Source organism: Saccharopolyspora gloriosae (assembly GCF_014203325.1).
In the GTDB taxonomy this organism is placed as follows: Bacteria; Actinomycetota; Actinomycetes; order Mycobacteriales; family Pseudonocardiaceae; genus Saccharopolyspora_C; species Saccharopolyspora_C gloriosae.
On the sequence record NZ_JACHIV010000001.1, the window covers coordinates 5,398,993 to 5,419,386 of the forward strand.

Genomic DNA, 20,394 nt, shown 5'->3' on the forward strand with positions numbered 1-20,394 from the left:
GGGGCCGTCCGCAGCTCAGCGGACGGCCCCTCTTCGCGTTCGAGCTCGCTTACGGGGCGGGCGGGCCACCCGGCAGCGGCGCGGCCGGAAGGCCTTCGTGGATTCTCGTCATGGCGTCGAACCAGGTCCGGGCAGGCACCTTGCCACCGAAGATGTTGCCTTCACCGCAGAGGAACGGCGGCGACTCGCCACCGCCGTCGCAGATCCCGCGGGGACGCGAGCCGTCGGCGTAGGTCAGCACCGCACCGGCCATCTGCGGGGTCGCCGCCAGGAAGGCCGCGGACTTGCTCTCCTGCGTGGTTCCGGTCTTGCCGATCATGGGCCGGGTCCAGCCCGCCGCGCTCGCCGCGACCTTGGAGGTGCCTTCGGTGTCGTCCTTGCTCATGCCTTGCGCGAGCTGACCGGCGACCTCCGGCGAGATGACCTGCTCGCACGGAGCTTCCTTGATCGGGACCTCGTTGCCGTTGCGGTCGCGGATCTCTTCCAGCGGAGTCGGCGGGCAGTAGGTGCCGCCGCTCATGATGGTGGCGGCCACGTTCGACAGCTCCAGCACGCTGGTGGGCGTGTAGCCGAGGGTGAAGGCACCGCGCTTGTTCTTCTTGACCGCCTCGGCCTGGGACGGCCCGTTGGAACCGTCGTCGTCGAGGGTGGAGCCGCTGCTGTTCACGCCGTTCATGCCTTGGCGCAGACCGAGCTTGGAGGCCATGTCGACGGTGGCGTTGAGGCCGACCTTCTCCTGCAGTGCGACGAAGCCGGTGTTGGGCGAGGTCGCGAGCGCCATCTGCAGGGTGCGGTCCCCTGGCTGGACGCCCTCGGCGTTGCCGACCGTGTACGGGTTCGTCCCGTTCTTGTACACGCTGGAGGTGTAGGTCGCGGGCACGGGGACGTTGTCGTGGATCGTCATGCCCTGCTCGAGCGCGGCGGCGGCGGTGAAGACCTTGTAGATCGACCCCGCACCGAAGGGCTGCACCCGGCTGACGATGTCGTAGGCCGTCTGCCCCGCGTTGGGGTCGTTGCCGAAGTCGCGGTTGGCGACCAGCGCGCGAACCTTGTGCTTGTCCGTTCCCGGTTCGACGACGGACATGGCGTTGGCGATGCCGTCGGTCTGCGTGGGGACCTGCTTCTTCGCGGCTTCCTTCGCCGCGTCGCTGGACTTGCGGTCCAGCGTGGTGCGGATCGTGTAGCCGCCGGTTTCCAGCTTCTCGTCGTCGATGCCGGAACGTTCCAGGTAGTGGCGCACGTACTCGCAGAAGAACCCGTCGGTGGTGCCGTCGCCGATGCCGACGCAACCGTTCGGCGGGCGGCCCAGCTGCGGCGTCAACCCGAGCGGCTCGTTCTTCGCGATCTGAGCGTCTTCCTCGCTGATCCGGAGGCTGTTGTGCGGATCCGTCATCAGGTCGATCACCAGGTTGCGGCGTTCCAGCGCCTCATCCGGGTTGGACCGCGGGTTCAGCGAACCGGGCTGGTTGACGACCGCGGCGAGCAGCGCCGATTGGGAGACCGTCAGCTTGTCCGGGGTGGTGCCGAAGTAGGTCTGCGCGCCGGCGCCCACGCCGAAGGTCTGGTTCCCGACCGGCACCACGTTCAGGTAGCCGGTGAGGATCTCCTCCTTGGTCATGGTGCGTTCGAGCTCAACGGCGATCTTCGCTTCGCGCAGCTTCCGCGCGATCGTCGTCTCCTTGGCCTTCTCCGCGTCGACCTCGTTCTGGGCGACGACGTGCACCAGGTAGTTCTTCACGTACTGCTGCGTGATCGTCGACGCGCCCTGCGCCGTGCCACCGGTGCTGACGTTCTTCGCGAGCGCACGCATCGTGCCCTGCCAGTCGACGCCGTCGTGGTTCCAGAAGCGCTTGTCCTCCACCGCGGTGATCGCGGCCTTCATGTAGCCGGAGATCTGCTCGGGCTTCGTCTCGACCCGGTAGTCCTCGAAGAAGTGCGCGATCGGCTCGCCGTCCTTGTCGGTCACCACCGACACCTGAGGCATGTCCCGCTTGGCCAGTGAACTGGACATGCTCGACATCGCGTCGGTGGCCTGGTTCACCACCGCCCCGGCGCCGGTCGCCATCGGCATCATCAGGAACGCCACCAGCACACCGGCCAGTACGCACAGCCCGAACATCTTCAACAGCACGCCGCTGCGCACGCCTGCCCCAATCACCGCATGTCTTTGACGACCTGGTCTCGACCGCTAGCCGCGGGCCCGGCGCATGCGCCAAGGCGGCGGTTCCGAGCGTTCCGGGAAGGCGCGGCAACTCTGCCGTGAGGTCGCCGAACCTGCTCCGTCGGTCCCTCCGTTGATATCACACCGGCCTGTCAAGGCCGACCTCCGGCCGACCTTCCGAAAACGGCATTCGCCCTGGCACCGCGCAGAAAATCGACCGTGCGGCGCAACCGTCGCATTCTTCCGCCGCGACGCGCGGCCACCCGGGCGACGGTCGCGGCGGATAGACCGAAGTCACGGCGAACTCCGTGATCGAGCGCCTACACTTGGTCACAACGAACCGTGCGGAGGAACCAATGATCGACCCGTTCTTCGATTCCCTCGCCACCGCGCTCGGCGGTCAGATCGCCGTCGCACTGGGCAGCGCCGCGCAGGGCGCGCTGGACAAGGTGCGCGGCCTGCTGCGCCGCCGGGACGACCCGACGACGCTGGCCGCGCTCGAGGCCGCGGAGAGCGGTGCGGGACGACCGCAGATCGAGGCGTTGGCCGAACGGCTGGACCAGGTCGCTCAGGACGATCCGGAGTTCGGCGCGGAGCTGCGCGAGGCGGGCGCGGAAGTGCACCACGAGCTGTCCGCGACGCAGAACCGGGTGGTCAACCAGAACTCCGGCACCGTGCGCACCTTGATCCAAGGCGAGCAGATCAACGGCGACATCACCTTCAACTGACGCCGGATCCGGCCCGGTCAGCCCGCCCGCTGGTCGGCGTCGTTGAGTTCCGCGAGGTAGCGGTTGTACTCGGCCAGCTGCGGGTCCTCGCCCACCTCTACGGGAGGTGCGGGCGGCGGCACGAGCGGACGCCTGCGGCGCGCGGCGCCGTCGTCCTCCGGTTCCGCCGGCTCCGCGGGTTCCGAAGTGTCCGACGCGGCCTGCGGCGGGTCGTGCTGCTGCAGCTCCATGCGGATCAACCACACCCACATGCAGAGCGTGAACACCCCGAACAGCGGCCACTGCAGCGCGTAACCCAGGTTCTGGAAGCTGCCGCCCGCTTCGTGCGCACGATCCCACTGCCACCACGCCAGGAAGGCCGTTGCGATCACCGCGGCGATGAACACCGCGTGCAGCAGCAACCAGCGTGGAGTCAGCATCCGAGTCACGCCCTCGATTCTAGGCGTTGCTCCCGGCGACCTTGAGCTGGTGAGCGCACAGCACCGCCATCGACGGCACGTCCGGCCACCACCAGGCCCGGCCCCGGAACTCGAGGCGCCGCCGCAGCACGAGCCGATGACTGCGAGCAAGGGAACCTTTCTGTCACCGACGCGAGGAAGGGAACCTTTCTGTCACCGACGCGAGCAAGGGAACCTTCCTGTCACGTCTCGCGTGCGCTCGGTGCCAGTGGGGTCACTCGGTGAGTTCGTGGAGCATGCGCTGGGCGTCGGCGAGCTGCTGCTCGAGCTGCTCGACGCGTTCGCGCTGCTGTTCCCGCGCGGCCTCCAGCAGCGGTTCGACGGCGGCGGCGACCTCTTCGTGCAACGACTTGGCCGCCTGGGCCACGGCCGAGGTCGACACGGGCGTGGGGCGCAGGACCCGCTTCTTCCCGGTGCTGACCTCGACGTTCCACTGGCCCGCCTGGTCGGCCGTCAAGATCACGGTGGCGCCCGCCGGCGGCTTCGGCTTACGCCGGTTCGCCGCCGCGGCCGGTTTCGGAGCGGATTCGGCGCCGGCGTTCGGCGCGGAACGCGCGGGCTCCGGAGGGCGAGCGGGGGCGGCAGCAGGCTTCGGCTCCGGTGCCTTCGCCGCCGCCTGGGGGGCTTCGGCGACGGGGGCGACCGGCTCCGGCTCCTTGCGCTTGCGCGGCGGCTTGACCGTCGTGACCTCCGCCGCCGAGAAGGACAGGACGTCCTTGGATCCGGCCGGGCGGATCTGGATGAAGTCGCCCTCGGCCGGTTCGTCCAGCGCGATGACCTTGCCGGACCGCCCCTCCGGCACACCGACCGCTGCTGAGGTGAACCACAGCGTCGGTGTACCGCCGGAGGACAGTTCTTCGCGGAGTCCCCGGATCTCGTCGGACGACAACGTGCGGGCCTGTGGCATCGGAGCCCCTAGCTCAAGATGCGCCCCGCCCTCCGGCCCAACACCGGTGAACTCAGCCGGGGCTGTTCCAACAACGACGCCCGGAACTATATCGAACGCCCGTGCGAAGCATCAATGGCGCCCGGTCGCCGCTTTGATCTCGAAGTCCGCCGGGTCGGCCTTGCGCGTCCGAAGCCAGTAGTTCCAGGTGAAACCGGGCCAGACCGTGCGGTTGACGCCGTTGACGTCCAGGTACCAGCTCTGGCATCCGCCCGAGGACCACACCGCGTCGGAGAGCTGGTGCTGGATCTTGCCGTTGAACTCGTCCTGCACGGATTGCCGCACATCGATCTGATCGACCTCACCGCGGTGAATCGGCCGCAGGCAGCTCAGCACGTAGTTGATCTGCGACTCGATCATGAACACGACGGAGTTGTGCCCGAGGCCGGTGTTCGGGCCGAGCAGGAAGAACAGATTGGGGAAACCGGACACGGTCATGCCCAGGTGGGCGTGCATCCCGTCCTTCCAGGTGTCCCGCAACTTCCGCCCGTTCCGCCCGATGATGTCGAGGTGGTCGAAGGCGTCGGTCACGTGGAACCCGGTGCCGAAGATGATGGCGTCGACCGGGTACTCCTCGCCGTCGCCGGTGACGACCGAATTCTCCTTGATCTCTGCGACACCGCTCGTGCGGAGGTCGACGTTCGGCCTGTTGAGCGCCGGGTAGTAATCGCTGGAGAGCAGAATCCGCTTGCACCCCATGGAGTACTTGGGCACGACGGCCTCGCGCGTGTCGGGGTCCTGCACGACCCGGCGGATGTAGCGCTTGGCGAGGTGCTCGGAGATCTTGCCGAGCACCTTGCTGCGCAGCACCGCGACCGAGCGGAACTCGAGGGTCCAGTAGACCGCGGTGCGCGCGACGCGCTGCAGGAACGGGACCCGGCGGAACCACTTCCGCACCTTCTCCGGGATCTCCCGGTCGGGCTTGGGCTGCACCCATGGGGGCGTCCGCTGGAACAGGTGCAGCCTGGACGCCTGCGCCGCCACCTTCGGCACGAACTGGATGGCGCTGGCGCCCGTTCCGACGACGGCGACCCGCTTGCCCTCCAGGTCGTAGTCGTGGTTCCACTTCGCCGAGTGGAAGACCTCGCCTTGGAAGCGCTCCAGCCCGTTCAGCTCCGGGTAGCTGGGAATGTGCAGCGCACCGACGCCGGAGACCAGTGCGCGACCGACGTAGGAGTCGCCGGAGGCCGTGGACACGCGCCAGGTGTGGGTGTCCTCGTCGTAGTCCGCGCCGGTGAACTCGACGCCGTAGCGGATGTGCTCGCGGATGCCGTACTTGTCGGCGCAGCGCTGGAGGTAGTCGGAGATCTCCTGCTGCTCGGCGAACAACCGGGACCAGTCCGGGTTCTGCTCGAACGAGAAGGAGTACATCAGCGACGGCACGTCGCACGCGCATCCGGGATAGGTGTTGTCGCGCCAGGTGCCGCCGAGGTCGTCGCTCTTCTCCAGCACGACGAAATCGTGGATGCCCGCTTCCTTGAGCTTGATCGCCGTGCCGAGTCCGGCGAATCCGGTGCCCACGATGACGACGGACGTGTCGTGCCGCTGCGGTGGCGCCTGTGCCATTCGAGCCCTCCCTGATGGACCACACCTTCCTACCTCAAAGTAGCCTACTATGAGTAAGTTACCTCCGGTAGGGTTCGTCGCGGCCATTCTCGGTAGGGTTGGATCGTGAATGTTGAGCAGGCCGCCGGGAACTCCGCGACGAACGGGCGACGCAAGCGTCTCCCCAGGGCAGAGCGGGAACAGCAGATACTGGCCGTCGCCGAGCAGGTGTTCGCAACCAACAGCTACCAGGCCACCTCGATGGACGACATCGCCCACCGCGTCGGCCTGTCCAAGCCGATGCTCTACGAGTACTTCGGTTCGAAGGAAGGCCTCCTGGTCGCCTGCGTCGAACGCGCACGGCGGGAACTGCTCGACGCCACCACCGAGGCGGCGGCCGGCGCGGCCGGGGACTCCGCCCAGCTGCTGCACGACTGCCTGCTCGCGTTCTTCCGCTTCAGCGATGACCACGCCCAGTCCTGGGCGCTGCTGCGCAACGAGGCAGCCATCCCCGTCGCGACCGTGAACACCGAACTCGAAGCGACCCGGGAGCAGCAGACGGAGCTCACCGCCCGGCTGCTCGAGGCCAGCCGTCCCGAACTGGACCAGGTCCGCCTGGAGGCGTTCGCCGAATCGATCATCGGGGCGTGCGAGCGGCTGGCGATGTGGCGCGAGAAGCGGCCCGAGATCACCGCCGAGCACGCGACCCAGCACCTCATGGCCCTGATCAGCCCGAGCCTCATGCCGCAGGCCTGAACAGGCCCCGCCTCCTCCGCCGCCCGCAGCACGAGCGGCCGAATACCACTCGATCGAGGGGCATCTCCACCCAAGGGATCAAGAGCGGTGTTCGGAGTGCCGATGTGGAGCGCGTTGATCGTCTGGCGTGGCACGTGGCTCCGCGCGACCCCGTCGGGTCGTCGACACCCGCACCGGACGGCCTCACCAGGTTCCCGTCCCGGCACCGCACCCCGGCGCCGGGCCGGGAACCGAGCCCCACTCGCGACACCAAGGAGAACTGATCTTGCGCCCCTGGACCACGCGCACGTTGCAAGCAGCCGTCGTGGCCGCGGGATTCGCCGCAGTCGGGGCCGGCACCGCCTCGGCAGCGCCAGGACCCGAACTCGTCAAGCCTGACCTTTCCTCGGTGCCCGACGACATCGGCGTCACCGTGCCGGTGGACGCCTGCCGCATGCAGGACGCTCCTGGTTTCAACAGCACCAAAGCCCCCTGCCTGGACGCACAGCTGCGCGCGGGCGTTCCGAACGTGGTCAAGCAGGTCGGCGCGAACATCGTCACCACCACGCACGGCATCGCCGGCGAGCTGCGCGACGGCGAACCGCTGCTGAGCGAAGGCAAGCCCGCCCGCATCACCAGGCACATCGGCCAGGCGCGGCTGGACGTCGAAGACCTCACCAAGACCCGGCCGACCATCGGCGTCGCGGCGAACCCGCAGCACACCGGCATCGTCGACAGGCACGCCCCCGACGGCAAGTTCCTCGACGCCGAGATCGGGCCGCGCCAGCCCGACCACCAAGGCGTCTCCGCCGGAGACACCTCCTTCGCCCTCGACGCCGCGCACGGCTACACCGTGGGCCCCGTCGCCCGGCCCGAAGCGGTGCTCCAACACGACCTGCGCGGCGGGAACCTGCCGAAGGTCGGCGATGTCGTGCCCGCCGCCGGCAAGGTGGCCGACATGACCAAGGCGGACGAGCTCACCGCCGTACCCGGTCAGATCGTGCACAACGTCGCCACCGGGCTGCCGCAGATCCCCGCGCAGCGGTGATCCCTCCAGCGGAGGCTCGATAAGCGCACCGCCCAGAAGGGGCGCCGGACCACGTGGTCCGGCGCCCCTTCTTCATGCCCGGGTCGGTGCGAGGAAGGGAACCTTTCTGTCACCGGTGACAGGAAAGCGACCTTCCTGTCATGCCGCGGTGGAGTTGACGATTTCGTCGTCGGGCTCGCCGAGTGCGAACGGCTCGCCGGCCTCGGCGCGGCGCACCAGGGATTCCGGCGGGGTGAAGCGCTGCCCGTAGTTGTCGGCGAGCTCCTTCGCCCGCTCGACGAAACCGGCGAGGCCACCGGCGTAGCCGTTCATGTACTGCACCACTCCCCCGCTCCACGCCGGGAAGCCGATGCCGAAGATCGACCCGATGTTGGCGTCCGGAACGGACCGCAGCACGCCTTCGTCCAAGCACCGCACGGTCTCGATGGCCTGGATGAACAGCAACCGCTCGGTGAGGTCGACGAGCGCGACCTTCGTCGGGTCGACGCTGCCCGCTCCCAGCCGATCGACCAGTCCGGACCACAGCCCGCCGCGCACACCGTCGGTGTACTCGTAGAACCCGGCACCGCCCGAGCGTCCGGGCCGCTCGAACTCCTCGACCATGCGGTCGAGGATCTCGTCGGCGGGATGCGGGGTCCAGGTCCCACCGGCTTCCTCGATGGCCCGCTTCGTCTCCTCCCGGATCTTGCGCGGGAGGGTCAGGGTGAGCTCGTCGAACAGCTGCAGGACCGGCGCGGGGAACCCGGCCTGGTTCGACGCCTGCTCGATCGTCGCGGGGTGGATGCCCTCGCCGAGCATCGACACGCCCTCGTGCAGGAAGGTCCCGATGACGCGGCTGGTGAAGAACCCGCGGCTGTCGTTGACGACGATCGGCGTCTTCTTGATCTGTTGCACCACGTCGAACGCCCTGGCCAGCGCGCGCTCGTTGGTCTGCTCGCCGCAGATGATCTCCACGAGCGGCATCTTGTCGACCGGGGAGAAGAAGTGCAGCCCGATGAAGTCCTCGCGGCGCCGCACGCCCTCGGCGAGCGAGGTGATCGGCAGCGTCGAGGTGTTCGAGGCGATCAGCGCGTCGCCGTCGATGACGTCCTCGATCTCGCTGTACACCTGGTGCTTGAGCCTGGTGTCCTCGAAGACGGCTTCGATGACCAGGTCGCAGCCGCTGAGCTGGTCGTTCTGGTCGGTCGCGGTGATGCGGGCGAGCACCTCGTCCCGCTCGGCCGCGGTGCTGCGGCCCTTGTCCACGGCCTTGCCGAGGATCTTCTCCGAGTAGGCCTTGCCCTTCTCGGCGGCGGCGAGGGAGATGTCCTTGAGCACCACCTGCATGCCGGCCTTCGCGCAGACGTAGGCGATGCCCGCGCCCATCATGCCGCCACCGAGCACGGCGACCTTGCTCGCCTTCCACCGCTCGATGCCGTCGGGTCGGCTGCCGCCGGAGTTGATGTGCTGGAGGTCGAAGAAGAAGGCCTTGCTCATGTTCTTCGCCGTCTGGCCGCTGGCCAGGTCCACGAAGTAGCGGCCTTCGATCTCGAGCGCGGTGTCGAAGTCGACCTGGGCGCCTTCGACCGCCGCGGCGAGGATGTTCTTCGGCGCGGGCATCGGCGCGCCCTTGAGCTGCTTGCGCAGGTTCGCCGGGAACGCCGGCAGGTTCGCGGCGAACTTCGGGTTCGACGGGGTGCCGCCGGGGATCTTGTAGCCCTTCTGATCCCAGGGCTGCACGGCCTGCGGGTTGGCCTTGATCCACTCCTTCGCGCGGTTCAGCAGCGCGTCGGCGTCCTCCACGACCTCGTCGATCAGGCCGAGCTCGCGTGCCTTCTCCGGGCGCAGCCGCTGGCCCTGGGTGAGGACCTTGAGCAGTGCGTCGGCGATGCCGAGCATGCGGACGGTGCGGACGACGCCGCCCGCGCCGGGCAGCAGCCCCAGGGTCACTTCGGGCAGGCCGAAGCGGGTCTTCGCGCCGTTGAGCGCGATGCGGTGGTGGCAGGCCAGCGCGATTTCGAGCCCGCCGCCGAGCGCGGTGCCGTTGAGCGCGGCGACGACCGGCACGCCGAGCGTCTCCAGGGCGCGCAGTTGCCGCTTGGTCGTGGCGCTGACCTCGGCGAACTCTTCGACGTTCTCCGGGCGCACCCGCACCAGGTCACGCAGGTCGCCGCCGGCGAAGAAGGTGCTCTTCGCCGAGGTGAGCACCACGCCGGTGATCTTGTCGCGTTCGTCCTGGAGGCGCTGCAGCGTCTCTTCCATCGACCGCACGTAGCGGTCGTTCATCGTGTTCGCCTGCTGCTGGGGGTCGTCGAGGGTCAGCACGACGATGCCGTCGGCGTCCTGGTCCCAGCGAATGGTGCTCTGATCGCTCATCGCGGAAATGTCCTTCGTGGTTCACGAGCGCCCGGCACGAGCTGCGGCGGTGGTGCGAGCAAGGGAACCTTTCTGTCACCGGTGACAGGATGGTTCCCTTCCTCGCGGCGCAGCGGCCGGTGCGGCTTCGATCCGGGGTGGGGTCAGCTGAGCCGTTCGATGACGGTGGCGATGCCCATGCCGCCGCCGACGCAGAGGGTGGCGACGCCGTAGCGCTGCTCACGGCGTTCGAGCTCATCGATGAGGGTGCCGAGGATCATGGCGCCCGTCGCGCCGAGCGGATGCCCCATCGCGATGGCGCCGCCGTTGACGTTGACCTTGTCGTGCGGCACGCCGAATTCCTTCATGAACCGCAGCGGCACGGCGGCGAACGCCTCGTTGATCTCGATCAGATCCATCTGATCGATGGTCATCTCCGCCTTGGCCAGCGCCTTGCGCACGGCCGGGCCGGGGCCCGTCAGCATGATCGTCGGGTCGGCTCCGCTCAGCGCAGTGGACACGATGCGGGCGCGCGGGCGCAGGCCGGTGCGTTCGCCGAGGCTCTCGCTGCCGATGAGGGTGAGCGCGGCGCCGTCGACGATCCCGGAGGAGTTGCCGGGGGTGTGCACGTGGTCGATCTGCTCGACCCAGTGGTACTTCTGCAGCGCCACGGAGTCGAATCCGCCCATGTCACCGATGGCGGCGAAGGACGGGTTGAGCCCACCGAGGCTGTCCGCGGTGGTGTTGGCGCGGATGTGCTCGTCGCGATCCAGGATGGTGCGGCCGTTTCGGTCGACGACGGGCACCACGCTGCGGGAGAAGCGTCCGTCGGCCCACGCCTTGGCGGCTCGGGTCTGGGACTCGGCGGCGTAGGTGTCGACGGTGGCGCGGTCGAAGCCTTCGAGGGTGGCGATCAGGTCGGCCCCGATGCCCTGCGGCACGAAGGACGTCTCGAAGTTCGTCTCCGGGTCCATCGCCCAGGCGCCGCCGTCGGATCCCATCGGCACGCGGGACATGGATTCGACACCGCCGGCGAGGACGGCGTCCTCCCAGCCGGAGCGGACCTTCTGCGCGGCGACGTTCACGGCTTCGAGGCCGGACGCGCAGAACCGGTTGAGCTGGACGCCGCTGACGGTGTCGGGCAGGCCGGATGCCAGCGCGGCGGTCTTGGCGATGTCGCCGCCCTGGTCGCCCATCGGCGATACGACGCCGAGCACGAGGTCGTCGATCAGGTCGGGGTCGAGCCCCGGATGGCGCCTGCGGAGTTCGTCGACCAGCCCGACGACCAGGCTGATCGGTTTGGTCCCGTGCAGCGATCCGGTTTTCTTGCCGCGACCGCGCGGGGTGCGGATCGCGTCGTAGACGAGCGCCTCGGACATGGGCGACGTGCCTCCTCGTTGCGGCCTAGTACTCCACCCAGAGTGTGACACCAACACTGTCACAGTCAATGCCCGTCGGTGCGAGGAAGGGAACTTTCCTGCCACCGGTGACAGAAAGGTTCCCTTCCTCGCAGCCGGAAGGGCGTGCAACGTGCGCCTCGGTGACCGGAAGGTTCCCTTCCTCGCCTCGGTGACAGAAAGGTTCCCTTGCTCACATCACGGTCATCCAGGACAGGACCGGGGTCGCTTGCAGGGCGATGAGGGCGCACATCAGCAGGAGGAAGCCGAGGCTGAACGGGAGGACTCGACGGAAGAGGTCGCCCTCGCGCCCGGCCATGCCGACGGCTCCGGCGGCGATCGCCAGGTTCTGCGGCGAGATCATCTTGCCGAGCACCCCGCCCGAGCCGTTGGCGGCGGCGGCCAGCATCGGATCGATCCCCGCCTGTTCGGCCGCGGTGACCTGCAGCGCGCCGAACAGCGAGTTGGACGAGGTGTCCGAGCCGGTGACGGCGACGCCCAGCCACCCGAGGATCGGCGAGAGGAAGGCGAACAACCCACCGGTGGCCGCCATCCAGGTGCCGAGCGTCGCGGTCTGTCCGGAGGTGTTCATGACGTAGGCGATGGCGAGCACGGTCATCACCGTCACGATCGCCCAGGCGAGCTGCCGGTAGGTCGCGGCGTAGCGGCCGAGGGCGGCGCGCGCGCTGATGCCGATCACGGGGATGGTGAGCAGTCCCGCGATCAGCAGCAGCGAGCCCGCTCCGGACAGCCAGTTGAACTTGAACTCGGTGAGCGAGAGCGCTTCACCGCCGGCATCGCGGATGTCGAGTCCGGGCCAGTTGAACTTGAGCGTGACGGCGTCGAGCAGGTCGGCGATCGGTCCCAGCTGGGCGACGACGAACACCGCGATGATGATCAGGTAGGGCGCGTAGGCGCGCAGCACCTCCGCTCGGCTGCCCGCGGGTTCGGAGGTGGGCGGTTCGGCGCCGCGCGGGGTCCACACCCGCATCAGCAGCACCGTCGCTCCCGCCGCCAGGAGCGCGGCGATGATGTCGGTCAGCGGGACGGAGACGTAGTTGGACGCCGCGAACTGGGCGACGGCGAAGGTGATCCCGCAGGTGAGGGTCGCCGGCAGGGTCTCCCGGACGCCGCGCACGCCGTCGATGATGCCGACGAGGACCATCGGCACGAACAGCGCGAGCAGCGGGGTCTGCCTCCCGGTCATGGCGCCGAGGTCGGCCAGCGGCAGCTCGGTGACGCTCGCCAGCGTCACCAGCGGCGAAGCGAGAGCTCCGTAGGCGACGGGCGCGGTGTTGGCGACCAACGCGACGACGGCCGACGTCATCGGGCTGATGCCGAGCGCCAGCAGCATCACCGTGGTGATCGCGACCGGTGTGCCGAAGCCGGCGAGGGCTTCGAGCAGCGCGCCGAAGCAGAACGCGATGATCATGGCTTGGATCCGGCGGTCGCCGCTGATCCTGGAGAAGCTGCGTTGCAGCACGTCGAAATGCCCGGTCGTAACGGTCATCTGGTAGATCCAGATGGCGTTGATGACGATCCACAGGATCGGGAAGAAGCCGAACGCCGCCCCGAGCGTCGCCGACAGCAGCGCCTGGTCCACGGGCATCGGGTAGACGAACATCGCGATCGCGAGCGCGACGGCCAGCGCGATGAGCGAGGCCTTCCACGCCGTCATGCGCACGAGGCCCAGCAGGGCGAACAGCACGAGCAACGGCAGTGCCGCCGCTACCGCGCTCCAGCCGAGCGAACCGAACAACGGGGCCAGGATCTGTTGGTACACGACCACTCCTTTGTGGCGGAGACCCGACGTGTCGAGACGGCGACGATAACCGCGCGTGGGCACGTCCGGTAGTGCTGACCAGACGCCGCGGAGGGGTTCACCCGGCGCCTTGACCGGCTTCGTCCCCACTGGACTCGCGACCGCTGCCGGCCCGCTTGGAGAAGCCCGTCGAGCGGGCCCACGCGTTCGCCCACTGGTGCGAGGAAGGGAACCTTCCTGTCACCAGTGCGAGCAAGGGAACCTTTCTGTCACCGATGCATAAGAGGGACCCTCGCTCGGCCGGGGCTCATCGGACTCGGCGAGGAAGGGAACCTTCCTGTCACGCGGTCAGGTGTGCAGGAGGGTGTCGACTGCTTCGCCGCGGATCGAGGCGTCGAGCACTTGCACGGTGTGGGCCATCGGGAGCGCTTCGCCGCGTCGTTCGAGCGCGGCGCGGATCTGCATGGAGCAGCCGGGGTTGGCGGTGACGAGCAGGTCGGCCCGGGTGTCCTGGACGTGGGCGGCTTTGCGGTCGCCGAGTTCCTGGGCGGCTTCGGGCTGCAGCAGGTTGTAGATCCCGGCCGAGCCGCAGCACAGTTCGCCGCGGTTGATCTCGCGGAGTTCGAGGCCGGGGATGCCGCGGAGCAGGTCGCGCGGCTGGGAGCGGATGCCTTGGCCGTGGCTGAGGTGGCAGGCGTCGTGGTAGGCGATGGCGGCGGGCAGGGGGTGGCGGGTGGCGGTGGGGCCGAGTTCGGTGAGCAGTTCGGCGATGTCGCGCACCTTGGCGGCGAACCGTTCGGCTTTGGCGGCGTAGTGCGGGTCGTCGCGCAGCAGCTGCGGGTATTCCTTGAGGGTGGATCCGCAGCCCGCCGAGTTGATCACGATGTGGTCCACGCGGGACTCGTCGAAGGTGTCGAGCAGGGTCCGTGCGAACGCCACGGCTTCCTCTTCGCGGCCGGAGTGTTCGCTGAGCGCTCCGCAGCATCCTTGCGCGGGCGGGATGACTACGTCGCAGCCTTCGGCGGCGAGCACGCGGGCGGTGGCGGCGTTGACGTCGGGGAAGAAGGCGCTCTGCACGCAGCCGGTGATCATGCCGACGGTGGCGCGGCGGGCTCCTCGCGCGGGCACCCGGTGGCCGAGCCGGGGGGCCCGGTTGATCGGCGGCGCGAGCGATTCCATGGTGCGCAGGTGCGGCGGCAGCGCGGCGGTGATGCCGGTGCGCCGCAGCAGTGCGCCGAGGCGGAGGCGTTGGTAGAGGGCGAGGGGGCCGCGCATCGCGCGGAGCCTGCGCGGGTAGGGGAACACCGTGAAGATCGCGGTGCGCAGCAGCTTCTCCCACCGGCTCCGGGTGTGGTTGCGTTCGATCTGGGCGCGGGTCTCGTTGATGAGGGTGCCGTAGCGCACCCCGGAGGGGCAGGCGCTGACGCAGGCCATGCAGCCGAGGCAGGCGTCCATGTGACCGACCATGGTGTCGGTCATGGGTTCGCCTTCGAGCCCTTCCTTCATGAGGTAGATCCGCCCGCGCGGCGAGTCCATCTCCTCGCCCCACAGGTCGTAGGTGGGGCAGCTGGGCAGGCAGAATCCGCAGTGGACGCAGTCATCGATGAGTTCGCGCTGCGGCGGGTGCTGCGCGTCGAACGCGCCGCTGCGCAGCAGGTCGTGCGGTGGGGTGTCGCTCATCAGATTCCTCCCGCGAAACGGCCGGGGGCGAGTCGGTGTCCGGGGTCGAAGTGGTCTTTGATCCGCCTCGTCAGGCTGCGGATCCCGGCGGGTTGCGGTCCCCACGGGTCGAGGGCGTCGCGCACGGCGGCGGTTCCGCGTTCCAGCACGGCGTAGTCGAGCCGGTCGCGCAGTGCGGCGACGAGGTCGGCGACGGCGCGGGGGTCGGCGTCGGCGGGCAGTCCGGCGTGGAGCACGCCGAGTCCGGCGGCTCCGCGCAGCGCGGGCGACAGGCCGGTGTCGGCGGCGGCGCGGTCGGTGGCGGTGAGCAGCGCGGTCAGCGCGGCGGGTTCGGCGCCGAGCCGCAGCGCGTTGTCCGCGGGCCCGAACGGGTGCTGCCCCCACCAGTCGGGCGTGCGGTCGGTGACGGTGCCGCCGACGTCGCGGGCGAGCGCTTCGGCGCGGTCGTGGGTGGCGTCGGGGCGTCCTTCGAGCTGCGCGCTCACGGTGATGGCGCCGCCGGGTTCGGGGCGGTCGAGTTCGATGGCGGTGGGCATCGCCTGGCAGTGCCGGTAGGTGTCGACGATGGCGGCCGCGTCGGCGGCGCCTTCGACGGTGCTGCTGATCCAGCGGTGTTCGGCGGCGAGGGGGTGCAGCCGGAACACCACTTCGGTGATCACTCCGAGGGTGCCGAACGATCCGGTGTAGAGCTTGCCGAGGTCGTAGCCCGCGACGTTCTTGACGACTTTGCCGCCGGAGGTCGTGACGGTGCCGTCGGCGCGCACCACGGTGATGCCGATGAGCAGGTCGCGCACGCCGCCGAAGAAGTACCGGCCGGGACCGGAGGTCGCGGTGGCCACGACGCCGCCCGCGGTGGCGGTGCGGGCCGGCGGGTCGATGGGCAGTTGCTGGCCGGCTTCGGCGGCGGTGGCGTGCAGGGTGGCCAGCGGGGTGCCGGCTCGGGCGCTGAGCACCAGGTCACCGGCGGCGTGTTCGACGATCCCGCTGTCGGTGGACAGGTCCAGCAGAAGGTCCGCGGAGCGCGGCGCGGCGCCCCAGTCGAGTTTGCTGCCGGATCCGCGCGGCACGACGGTGAGTTCGTGTTCGGCGGCGGCGCGCAGGATCGCCGAGACGTCTTCGGTGCCCGCGGCCGCGGCGACCCACGTGGGCCGGACGCCGGCGACCTCGTCGGCGGCCGTCGCGTCGCGGATCTTGCCGGTGCCCGCCGCGGATTCCAGCGCGGCGCGGGCGGCGGGGGTGGTGGTGTTCGCGGGCATCAGAACTGGTCCGCCAATCCTGCTTCGGTGAGCGGGTGCACTCCGCGGCGCGGGCCGGGCACTTCGCCGCACAGCCGCGGTGTCGGGAACACCTTGCCGGGGTTGCAGATCCCGGCGGGGTCGAACGCGCACCGCACGAGTTGCATGGTGTCGAGGTCGTCGTCGGTGAACATCCGGCCCATGTACTTGACCTTGTCGGTGCCGACGCCGTGTTCTCCGGTGATGGAGCCGCCGTGTTCGATGCACAGGTCGAGGATCGCTCCCGAGACCGCTTCGGCGCGTTCCGCCGCGCCCCGCTCGGCGTCGTCGAACAGCACCAGGGGGTGCAGGTTGCCGTCTCCGGCGTGGAAGACGTTGGCGACGCGGACCCCGGAGTCGGCGGAGAGCCGGGCGATGCGGCCGAGGACTTCGGGCAGCGCGGTCCGCGGGATCACCCCGTCCTGCACGATGTAGTCGGGGCTGATGCGGCCGACGGCGGCGAACGCGGATTTGCGGCCCTTCCAGATCATGGCGCGTTCGTGGTCGTCGGCGGCGACGCGGATCTCGAAGGCGCCGTGCTCGTCGCAGTGCCGCCGCACTTCGGCGAAGGTGTGCTCGACTTCGGCGGCGGGGCCGTCGAGTTCGACGACGAGGACGGCGCCCGCGCCGTCGGGGTATCCGCAGTGGACGGCTTGTTCGGCGGCTTCGATGGCGAGCGCGTCCATCATTTCGATGGCGGCGGGCGTGACGCCGGCGCTGATGATGGCGGAGACGGCGGCGCCCGCGTCGTCGGTGGAGGCGAATCCGGCGAGCAGGGTCTGCACGACTTCCGGTTTTCGCAGCAACCGCACGGTGATCCGGGTGACGACGCCGAGCGTGCCTTCGCTGCCGATGAACGCGCCGAGCAGGTCGTAGCCGGGTGCTTCCCGCGCGGTGCCGCCGAGTTCGACGAGTTCGCCGTCGGGTGTCACGACCTGCAGTCCGAGGATGTGGTGGGTGGTGAACCCGTACTTGAGGCAGTGCGCGCCACCGGAGTTCTCGGCGACGTTGCCGCCGACGGAGCACACCTGCTGGCTCGACGGGTCGGGCGCGAAGTAGTAGCCGTGCGGGGCGGCGGCGCCGGTGACGTCGAGGTTGATCACGCCGGGTTCGACGACGGCGCGCTGGTTGGCGACGTCGACCTCCAGGATGCGGCGCATCTTCGAGGTCACGATGAGCACGCCTTCGGAGTGCGGCAGCGCCCCGCCGGACAGGCCGGTGCCGGAGCCGCGCGCGACGAAGGGCACCTGCTGTTCGGCGCAGGCCGCGACGACGTGCTGGACCTGCTCGGTGTTCTCCGGCAGGACGACCAGGGCGGGCACCACCCGGTAGCTGGCCAGGCCGTCGCATTCGTAGGTGCGGCGCCGTTGCGGGTCGGTGATCACCGCGTTCTCCGGGAGCACGTCGCGGATGCGCCGCACCAACCGGTCGAGGTCGGCGCCGGGGACCGCGGTGATGCCGGTCGAGGACATGGGCACGCCTCCTCAGCATCGAGGATTTCGCTATGCGGAATTGCCATTCCGAACATCGGGAACTTTAGGCGGATCTGCGCATAGATACAAGAGGTCGACAAGGCCTCCCGCTCCCCCTATTGTGCCTCGCACCACTGTGATCGACACCGCGCGCGACGGCCGAATCGGTGGAACCCACCCGGTGATCGGACCGCACTGGCTACGCTCCCTGAAAACGTTCGGATCTGGGGAGATTTTTCATGTCCAGTGCTCAGCAGCGCATCCAGGAGATGCTGGCCCGCTTCGAGGAGCAGGCGACCGCCGCGGCACAGCTCAAGGACAAGATGGGCGCGATCCGCGGTGAGGCGCGCAGCCAGGACGGCGCGGTCACGGTCGCCGTCGCCCCCTCCGGAGCCGTCCTCGACCTGCGCCTGAGCCAGCAGGCGATGCGCCAGTCCCACACCGCCCTGCAGCAAGCGATCATGCAGACCATCCGGCAGGCCACCCAGCAGGCCGCGGAGACGATGAACGCCACCGTGGAACCGGTGCTGGGCGACCGCGCCGAGCAGTTCCGCGAGGCCTACAACGCCCACGGCGCCCAGCCCCCGGCCGGTCTCGACGACCAGCCCGCGGCTCGCCCGGAACCGCCCGCCGCACCGCCGCGCGCGGAAACCCCGCCCGCCGCGCCGAACCGCCCCGCCCCGAACGCGCCGAGCACCCCGCCGACCCGCCGCGGCCAGGACTGGGACGACGAGGACTTCTCCCGGGACTCGTTCCTGCGCTGAACCCGCCTACGCCGCTCCCAGCGCCGCGACGGCGCGGGCCGACGGGTACGCGGGTTCGCCGAGGCGTTCCACGGCGCGCAGCACGTGATCGGCGGGGAAGCGCCAGCGGATCGCCCCCGGCACCGCGAGACCCGTCGCTCTGGCGGCCCGCAGCCCCGCCGTCACCGCGGCGCGCGGGAACGCGGGCCGGCCGTAGATCCGCCGCGCCCACCCGGGCAGCAGCGAGTAGGCGAGGTGCCCTACAGGCCGGTAGGCCAGGTTCACCCCGGACCGCCACCACTCGGGGAACGGCCGGTGCAGGAAGCGGTAGATCAGCTCGGCGTCCTCGGTCCGCGCGAGCAGCGGCCGCATCCGGGCGAAGTAGGCCGCCATCTCCCGCCGGGAACCGGGCACGGTCGCCGGGTCGAGGCCGACGAGCCCCGCGCCGCGGCGCTGCTCGTCGAAGTACCGGTCGAGCAGCGCACCGGTGAGCGGGAATCCGCCGCGCCGCACCACCGACGCGAACGAGGCGACCTCGGCGCAGTGCACCCACCGCAGCAGTTCCGGCTCGTCGAGCCGGATCGGTGAGCCGTCGCGGGGGTCGGTGGCGGTGAGGATCGAATGCACGTGCCGCACCCGCGCCGCGGCGCGGTCCACTTCGGCGCGGCCACCGTAGGTGGCGAGTCCGACGAACGCGCTGGTGCGCCGCAGCCTGCCGAGCGGGTCGCGCTGGAAATCGGAGTTCTGCACGACGCCCGCGACCGCGCGCGGGTGCAGCGCCTGCAGGTACAGGCTGCAGATCCCGGCCGCCCACATGGCCGGGTCGCCGTGCAGGTGCCAGCTCACCGCATCCGGGCCGAAGTAGCCCCGGCCCGGGGTGTCGAACGCGTCCTCGCCGGTCATCGTCGACCTCCGTCGCCGTCACGCCACCGCGATCACCCTTGCGCCACGAGCAAGGGGACGAACTGCTCGGCCGCGGTGAGCGAACCGTGGTGCCCGCGCAGCGAGGACTCCCCCGGTTCCACCGCGGAGCGAATCACCGCCGTATCGCGCAGCACCGCCAGCACGTCGCCGATGCGCGGGCGCACCGAGTCGGCCACGACGGGGCCGAACCAGCCTTCGTCGACGGCCTGCTCACCGGTCACCACCGCGCCGCGCTCCCCCAGCACCCCGCGCCACGCATGCAGCACGTCGTCGCGCGCACCGGGTTCGGAGTAGACGTGGCGGGCTCGGGCGTCGCCGCCGAGCAGCCGGACACCGGCGCTCAACGCGGGATCGGTGTCGGCGTCGACCGTGTCCGCCGGGTCGACGGTGACCATGCCGTGGTCGGCGACGACGAGCAGCTGGGAGCCGCCGGGCAGTCGCTGCGCGATCGAGGACACCAGCGTGTCGACCTGCGCGAGCTGGATCCGCCAGGGCAGCGAGCCGGGCCCGTGCCCGTGCCCGACGAGGTCGAGGTGGCCGTGGTAGGCGTAGCACAGCGCGGGGCCGGGTTCGGCGAGCGCGGCGAGCACTTCCGCGCCGAGGTCGCCGAGCGCGTGCACCCCGCGGAAGTCGCCGCCGCGCAGCGCGGCCCTGGTCAGCCCGGTGCCGCCGAACTCGGCGGGAGCCACCGAGCGCACCTGGACGCCCGCGTCGGCGGCGCGTTGCAGCATCGTCGGCTCGGGCTGCGCGGTCTCCGGCGGCCACGCGTCGAGCAGGCTGCGCCGCTTCCCGCGCGCGTCGCGGGCGGTGCCGTGGGTGGCCCAGGCCAGCGGGTGCAGCAGGCCGCCGGACGGTTCGGCGAAGGTGTAGCCGACGATGCCGTGCGCCCCGGCTGCCAAGCCGGTGCCGAGCGAGGTGATGCTGGTGGCCGTCGTGGTGGGGAACCCGGCCAGCAGCGGCTCGCGGGTCGCCAGCGCGGCCAGGAACGGGGCGTCGGCGGCGTGCTCGTGCAGCAGGGACCAGCCGAGCCCGTCGACGAGCAGCACCGCCGCCGCCCGGCATCGCGGAATCCCGAGGGTGTCGGTGAATCCCGCGACGCCGAGGGCGGCGAGCGTCGAGGGCAGCACGTCGGACAGCGCACGATCCGCGCCGGGAGTGACCATCCAGTCCATGCCGCACCTCTCCGG

At 70.2% G+C, this 20,394-nt stretch carries 16 protein-coding genes; 4 read left to right on the forward strand and 12 right to left on the reverse strand.

From position 1 onward, the window contains the following. Positions 1 to 49: 49 nt before the first annotated feature. On the reverse strand, positions 50 to 2,119 hold the full coding sequence (locus tag BJ969_RS23545) for a transglycosylase domain-containing protein (protein WP_221316765.1): 2,070 nt from the start codon (positions 2,117 to 2,119) through the stop codon (positions 50 to 52). 398 nt (positions 2,120 to 2,517) lie between these two features. On the opposite strand from BJ969_RS23545, the gene BJ969_RS23550 reads away from it, so the two are divergent. Beyond that, positions 2,518 to 2,889 carry a hypothetical protein gene (locus BJ969_RS23550; protein WP_184482152.1) on the forward strand — a complete coding sequence of 124 codons (372 nt, stop codon included), beginning with the start codon at positions 2,518 to 2,520 and terminating at the stop codon, positions 2,887 to 2,889. A 17-nt stretch (positions 2,890 to 2,906) separates the two neighbouring features. Here the strand turns inward: BJ969_RS23550 and BJ969_RS23555 are convergent, their stop codons facing one another. The 3 genes from BJ969_RS23555 to BJ969_RS23565 all read right to left on the reverse strand — a co-directional run bounded on the left by BJ969_RS23555 (position 2,907) and on the right by BJ969_RS23565 (position 5,859). Continuing rightward, the gene (locus BJ969_RS23555; RefSeq protein ID WP_184485711.1) at positions 2,907 to 3,308 is read right to left on the reverse strand and encodes a hypothetical protein; all 402 of its coding nucleotides are present in this window, start codon (positions 3,306 to 3,308) and stop codon (positions 2,907 to 2,909) included. A gap of 253 nt (positions 3,309 to 3,561) precedes the next feature. After that, the gene (locus BJ969_RS23560; RefSeq protein ID WP_184482154.1) at positions 3,562 to 4,254 is read right to left on the reverse strand and encodes a DUF6319 family protein; all 693 of its coding nucleotides are present in this window, start codon (positions 4,252 to 4,254) and stop codon (positions 3,562 to 3,564) included. 111 nt (positions 4,255 to 4,365) lie between these two features. Continuing rightward, complete coding sequence (locus tag BJ969_RS23565; protein ID WP_184482156.1) at positions 4,366 to 5,859, reverse strand: flavin-containing monooxygenase; 1,494 nt, start codon at positions 5,857 to 5,859, stop codon at positions 4,366 to 4,368. Positions 5,860 to 5,964: 105 nt separating this feature from the next. On the opposite strand from BJ969_RS23565, the gene BJ969_RS23570 reads away from it, so the two are divergent. Continuing rightward, positions 5,965 to 6,594 (forward strand): TetR family transcriptional regulator, encoded by a 630-nt coding sequence (locus tag BJ969_RS23570; RefSeq protein ID WP_184482158.1) that lies wholly within the window; start codon positions 5,965 to 5,967, stop codon positions 6,592 to 6,594. A gap of 388 nt (positions 6,595 to 6,982) precedes the next feature. Further along, positions 6,983 to 7,621, forward strand: a complete 639-nt coding sequence (locus BJ969_RS23575) for a hypothetical protein (protein ID WP_184482160.1) — start codon at positions 6,983 to 6,985, stop codon at positions 7,619 to 7,621. Between the two features lie 138 nt (positions 7,622 to 7,759). On the opposite strand, the gene BJ969_RS23580 is transcribed toward BJ969_RS23575, so the two are convergent. The 6 genes from BJ969_RS23580 to BJ969_RS23605 all read right to left on the reverse strand — a co-directional run bounded on the left by BJ969_RS23580 (position 7,760) and on the right by BJ969_RS23605 (position 17,540). After that, positions 7,760 to 9,976, reverse strand: coding sequence for a 3-hydroxyacyl-CoA dehydrogenase NAD-binding domain-containing protein (locus BJ969_RS23580; protein WP_184482162.1), 2,217 nt, complete (start codon positions 9,974 to 9,976; stop codon positions 7,760 to 7,762). A gap of 143 nt (positions 9,977 to 10,119) precedes the next feature. Then, a complete protein-coding gene (locus BJ969_RS23585) occupies positions 10,120 to 11,334 on the reverse strand; it encodes an acetyl-CoA C-acetyltransferase (protein WP_184482164.1) in 1,215 nt (404 codons plus the stop codon). Between the two features lie 211 nt (positions 11,335 to 11,545). After that, complete coding sequence (locus BJ969_RS23590; protein WP_184482166.1) at positions 11,546 to 13,135, reverse strand: lactate permease LctP family transporter; 1,590 nt, start codon at positions 13,133 to 13,135, stop codon at positions 11,546 to 11,548. A gap of 327 nt (positions 13,136 to 13,462) precedes the next feature. After that, positions 13,463 to 14,794 carry a glycolate oxidase subunit GlcF gene (glcF, locus tag BJ969_RS23595; protein ID WP_184482168.1) on the reverse strand — a complete coding sequence of 444 codons (1,332 nt, stop codon included), beginning with the start codon at positions 14,792 to 14,794 and terminating at the stop codon, positions 13,463 to 13,465. Continuing rightward, positions 14,794 to 16,050 carry an FAD-binding oxidoreductase gene (locus BJ969_RS23600; protein WP_184482170.1) on the reverse strand — a complete coding sequence of 419 codons (1,257 nt, stop codon included), beginning with the start codon at positions 16,048 to 16,050 and terminating at the stop codon, positions 14,794 to 14,796. The genes glcF and BJ969_RS23600 overlap by 1 nt, the downstream gene beginning before the upstream one ends. Continuing rightward, positions 16,050 to 17,540, reverse strand: a complete 1,491-nt coding sequence (locus BJ969_RS23605; protein ID WP_184482172.1) for an FAD-linked oxidase C-terminal domain-containing protein — start codon at positions 17,538 to 17,540, stop codon at positions 16,050 to 16,052. The genes BJ969_RS23600 and BJ969_RS23605 overlap by 1 nt, the downstream gene beginning before the upstream one ends. A gap of 239 nt (positions 17,541 to 17,779) precedes the next feature. Here BJ969_RS23605 and BJ969_RS23610 point away from each other — a divergent pair, with 239 nt between their 5' ends. Next, positions 17,780 to 18,304 carry a YbaB/EbfC family nucleoid-associated protein gene (locus BJ969_RS23610; protein ID WP_184482174.1) on the forward strand — a complete coding sequence of 175 codons (525 nt, stop codon included), beginning with the start codon at positions 17,780 to 17,782 and terminating at the stop codon, positions 18,302 to 18,304. 6 nt (positions 18,305 to 18,310) lie between these two features. Here BJ969_RS23610 and BJ969_RS23615 read toward each other — a convergent pair whose 3' ends face one another. Together BJ969_RS23615 and BJ969_RS23620 are read right to left on the reverse strand one after the other, a co-directional pair. After that, positions 18,311 to 19,186 carry an oxygenase MpaB family protein gene (locus tag BJ969_RS23615; RefSeq protein WP_184482177.1) on the reverse strand — a complete coding sequence of 292 codons (876 nt, stop codon included), beginning with the start codon at positions 19,184 to 19,186 and terminating at the stop codon, positions 18,311 to 18,313. A gap of 32 nt (positions 19,187 to 19,218) precedes the next feature. Next, positions 19,219 to 20,379: an alkaline phosphatase family protein gene (locus BJ969_RS23620; RefSeq protein WP_184482179.1), complete on the reverse strand. Its 1,161-nt coding sequence runs from the start codon at positions 20,377 to 20,379 to the stop codon at positions 19,219 to 19,221. Between the last annotated feature and the right edge of the window lie 15 nt (positions 20,380 to 20,394).

What these genes read in the sequence shown, in the direction of transcription:
- BJ969_RS23620 (WP_184482179.1), bottom strand. Translation starts at nt 20,379, where the DNA reads ATGGACTGGATGGTCACTCCCGGCGCGGATCGTGCGCTGTCCGACGTG.
- BJ969_RS23545 (WP_221316765.1), bottom strand. Translation starts at nt 2,119, where the DNA reads ATGTTCGGGCTGTGCGTACTGGCCGGTGTGCTGGTGGCGTTCCTGATG.
- BJ969_RS23580 (WP_184482162.1), bottom strand. Translation starts at nt 9,976, where the DNA reads ATGAGCGATCAGAGCACCATTCGCTGGGACCAGGACGCCGACGGCATC.
- BJ969_RS23555 (WP_184485711.1), bottom strand. Translation starts at nt 3,308, where the DNA reads ATGCTGACTCCACGCTGGTTGCTGCTGCACGCGGTGTTCATCGCCGCG.
- BJ969_RS23565 (WP_184482156.1), bottom strand. Translation starts at nt 5,859, where the DNA reads ATGGCACAGGCGCCACCGCAGCGGCACGACACGTCCGTCGTCATCGTG.
- BJ969_RS23600 (WP_184482170.1), bottom strand. Translation starts at nt 16,050, where the DNA reads ATGCCCGCGAACACCACCACCCCCGCCGCCCGCGCCGCGCTGGAATCC.
- BJ969_RS23585 (WP_184482164.1), bottom strand. Translation starts at nt 11,334, where the DNA reads ATGTCCGAGGCGCTCGTCTACGACGCGATCCGCACCCCGCGCGGTCGC.
- BJ969_RS23550 (WP_184482152.1), top strand. Translation starts at nt 2,518, where the DNA reads ATGATCGACCCGTTCTTCGATTCCCTCGCCACCGCGCTCGGCGGTCAG.
- BJ969_RS23560 (WP_184482154.1), bottom strand. Translation starts at nt 4,254, where the DNA reads ATGCCACAGGCCCGCACGTTGTCGTCCGACGAGATCCGGGGACTCCGC.
- BJ969_RS23615 (WP_184482177.1), bottom strand. Translation starts at nt 19,186, where the DNA reads ATGACCGGCGAGGACGCGTTCGACACCCCGGGCCGGGGCTACTTCGGC.
- BJ969_RS23610 (WP_184482174.1), top strand. Translation starts at nt 17,780, where the DNA reads ATGTCCAGTGCTCAGCAGCGCATCCAGGAGATGCTGGCCCGCTTCGAG.
- BJ969_RS23605 (WP_184482172.1), bottom strand. Translation starts at nt 17,540, where the DNA reads ATGTCCTCGACCGGCATCACCGCGGTCCCCGGCGCCGACCTCGACCGG.
- glcF (WP_184482168.1), bottom strand. Translation starts at nt 14,794, where the DNA reads ATGAGCGACACCCCACCGCACGACCTGCTGCGCAGCGGCGCGTTCGAC.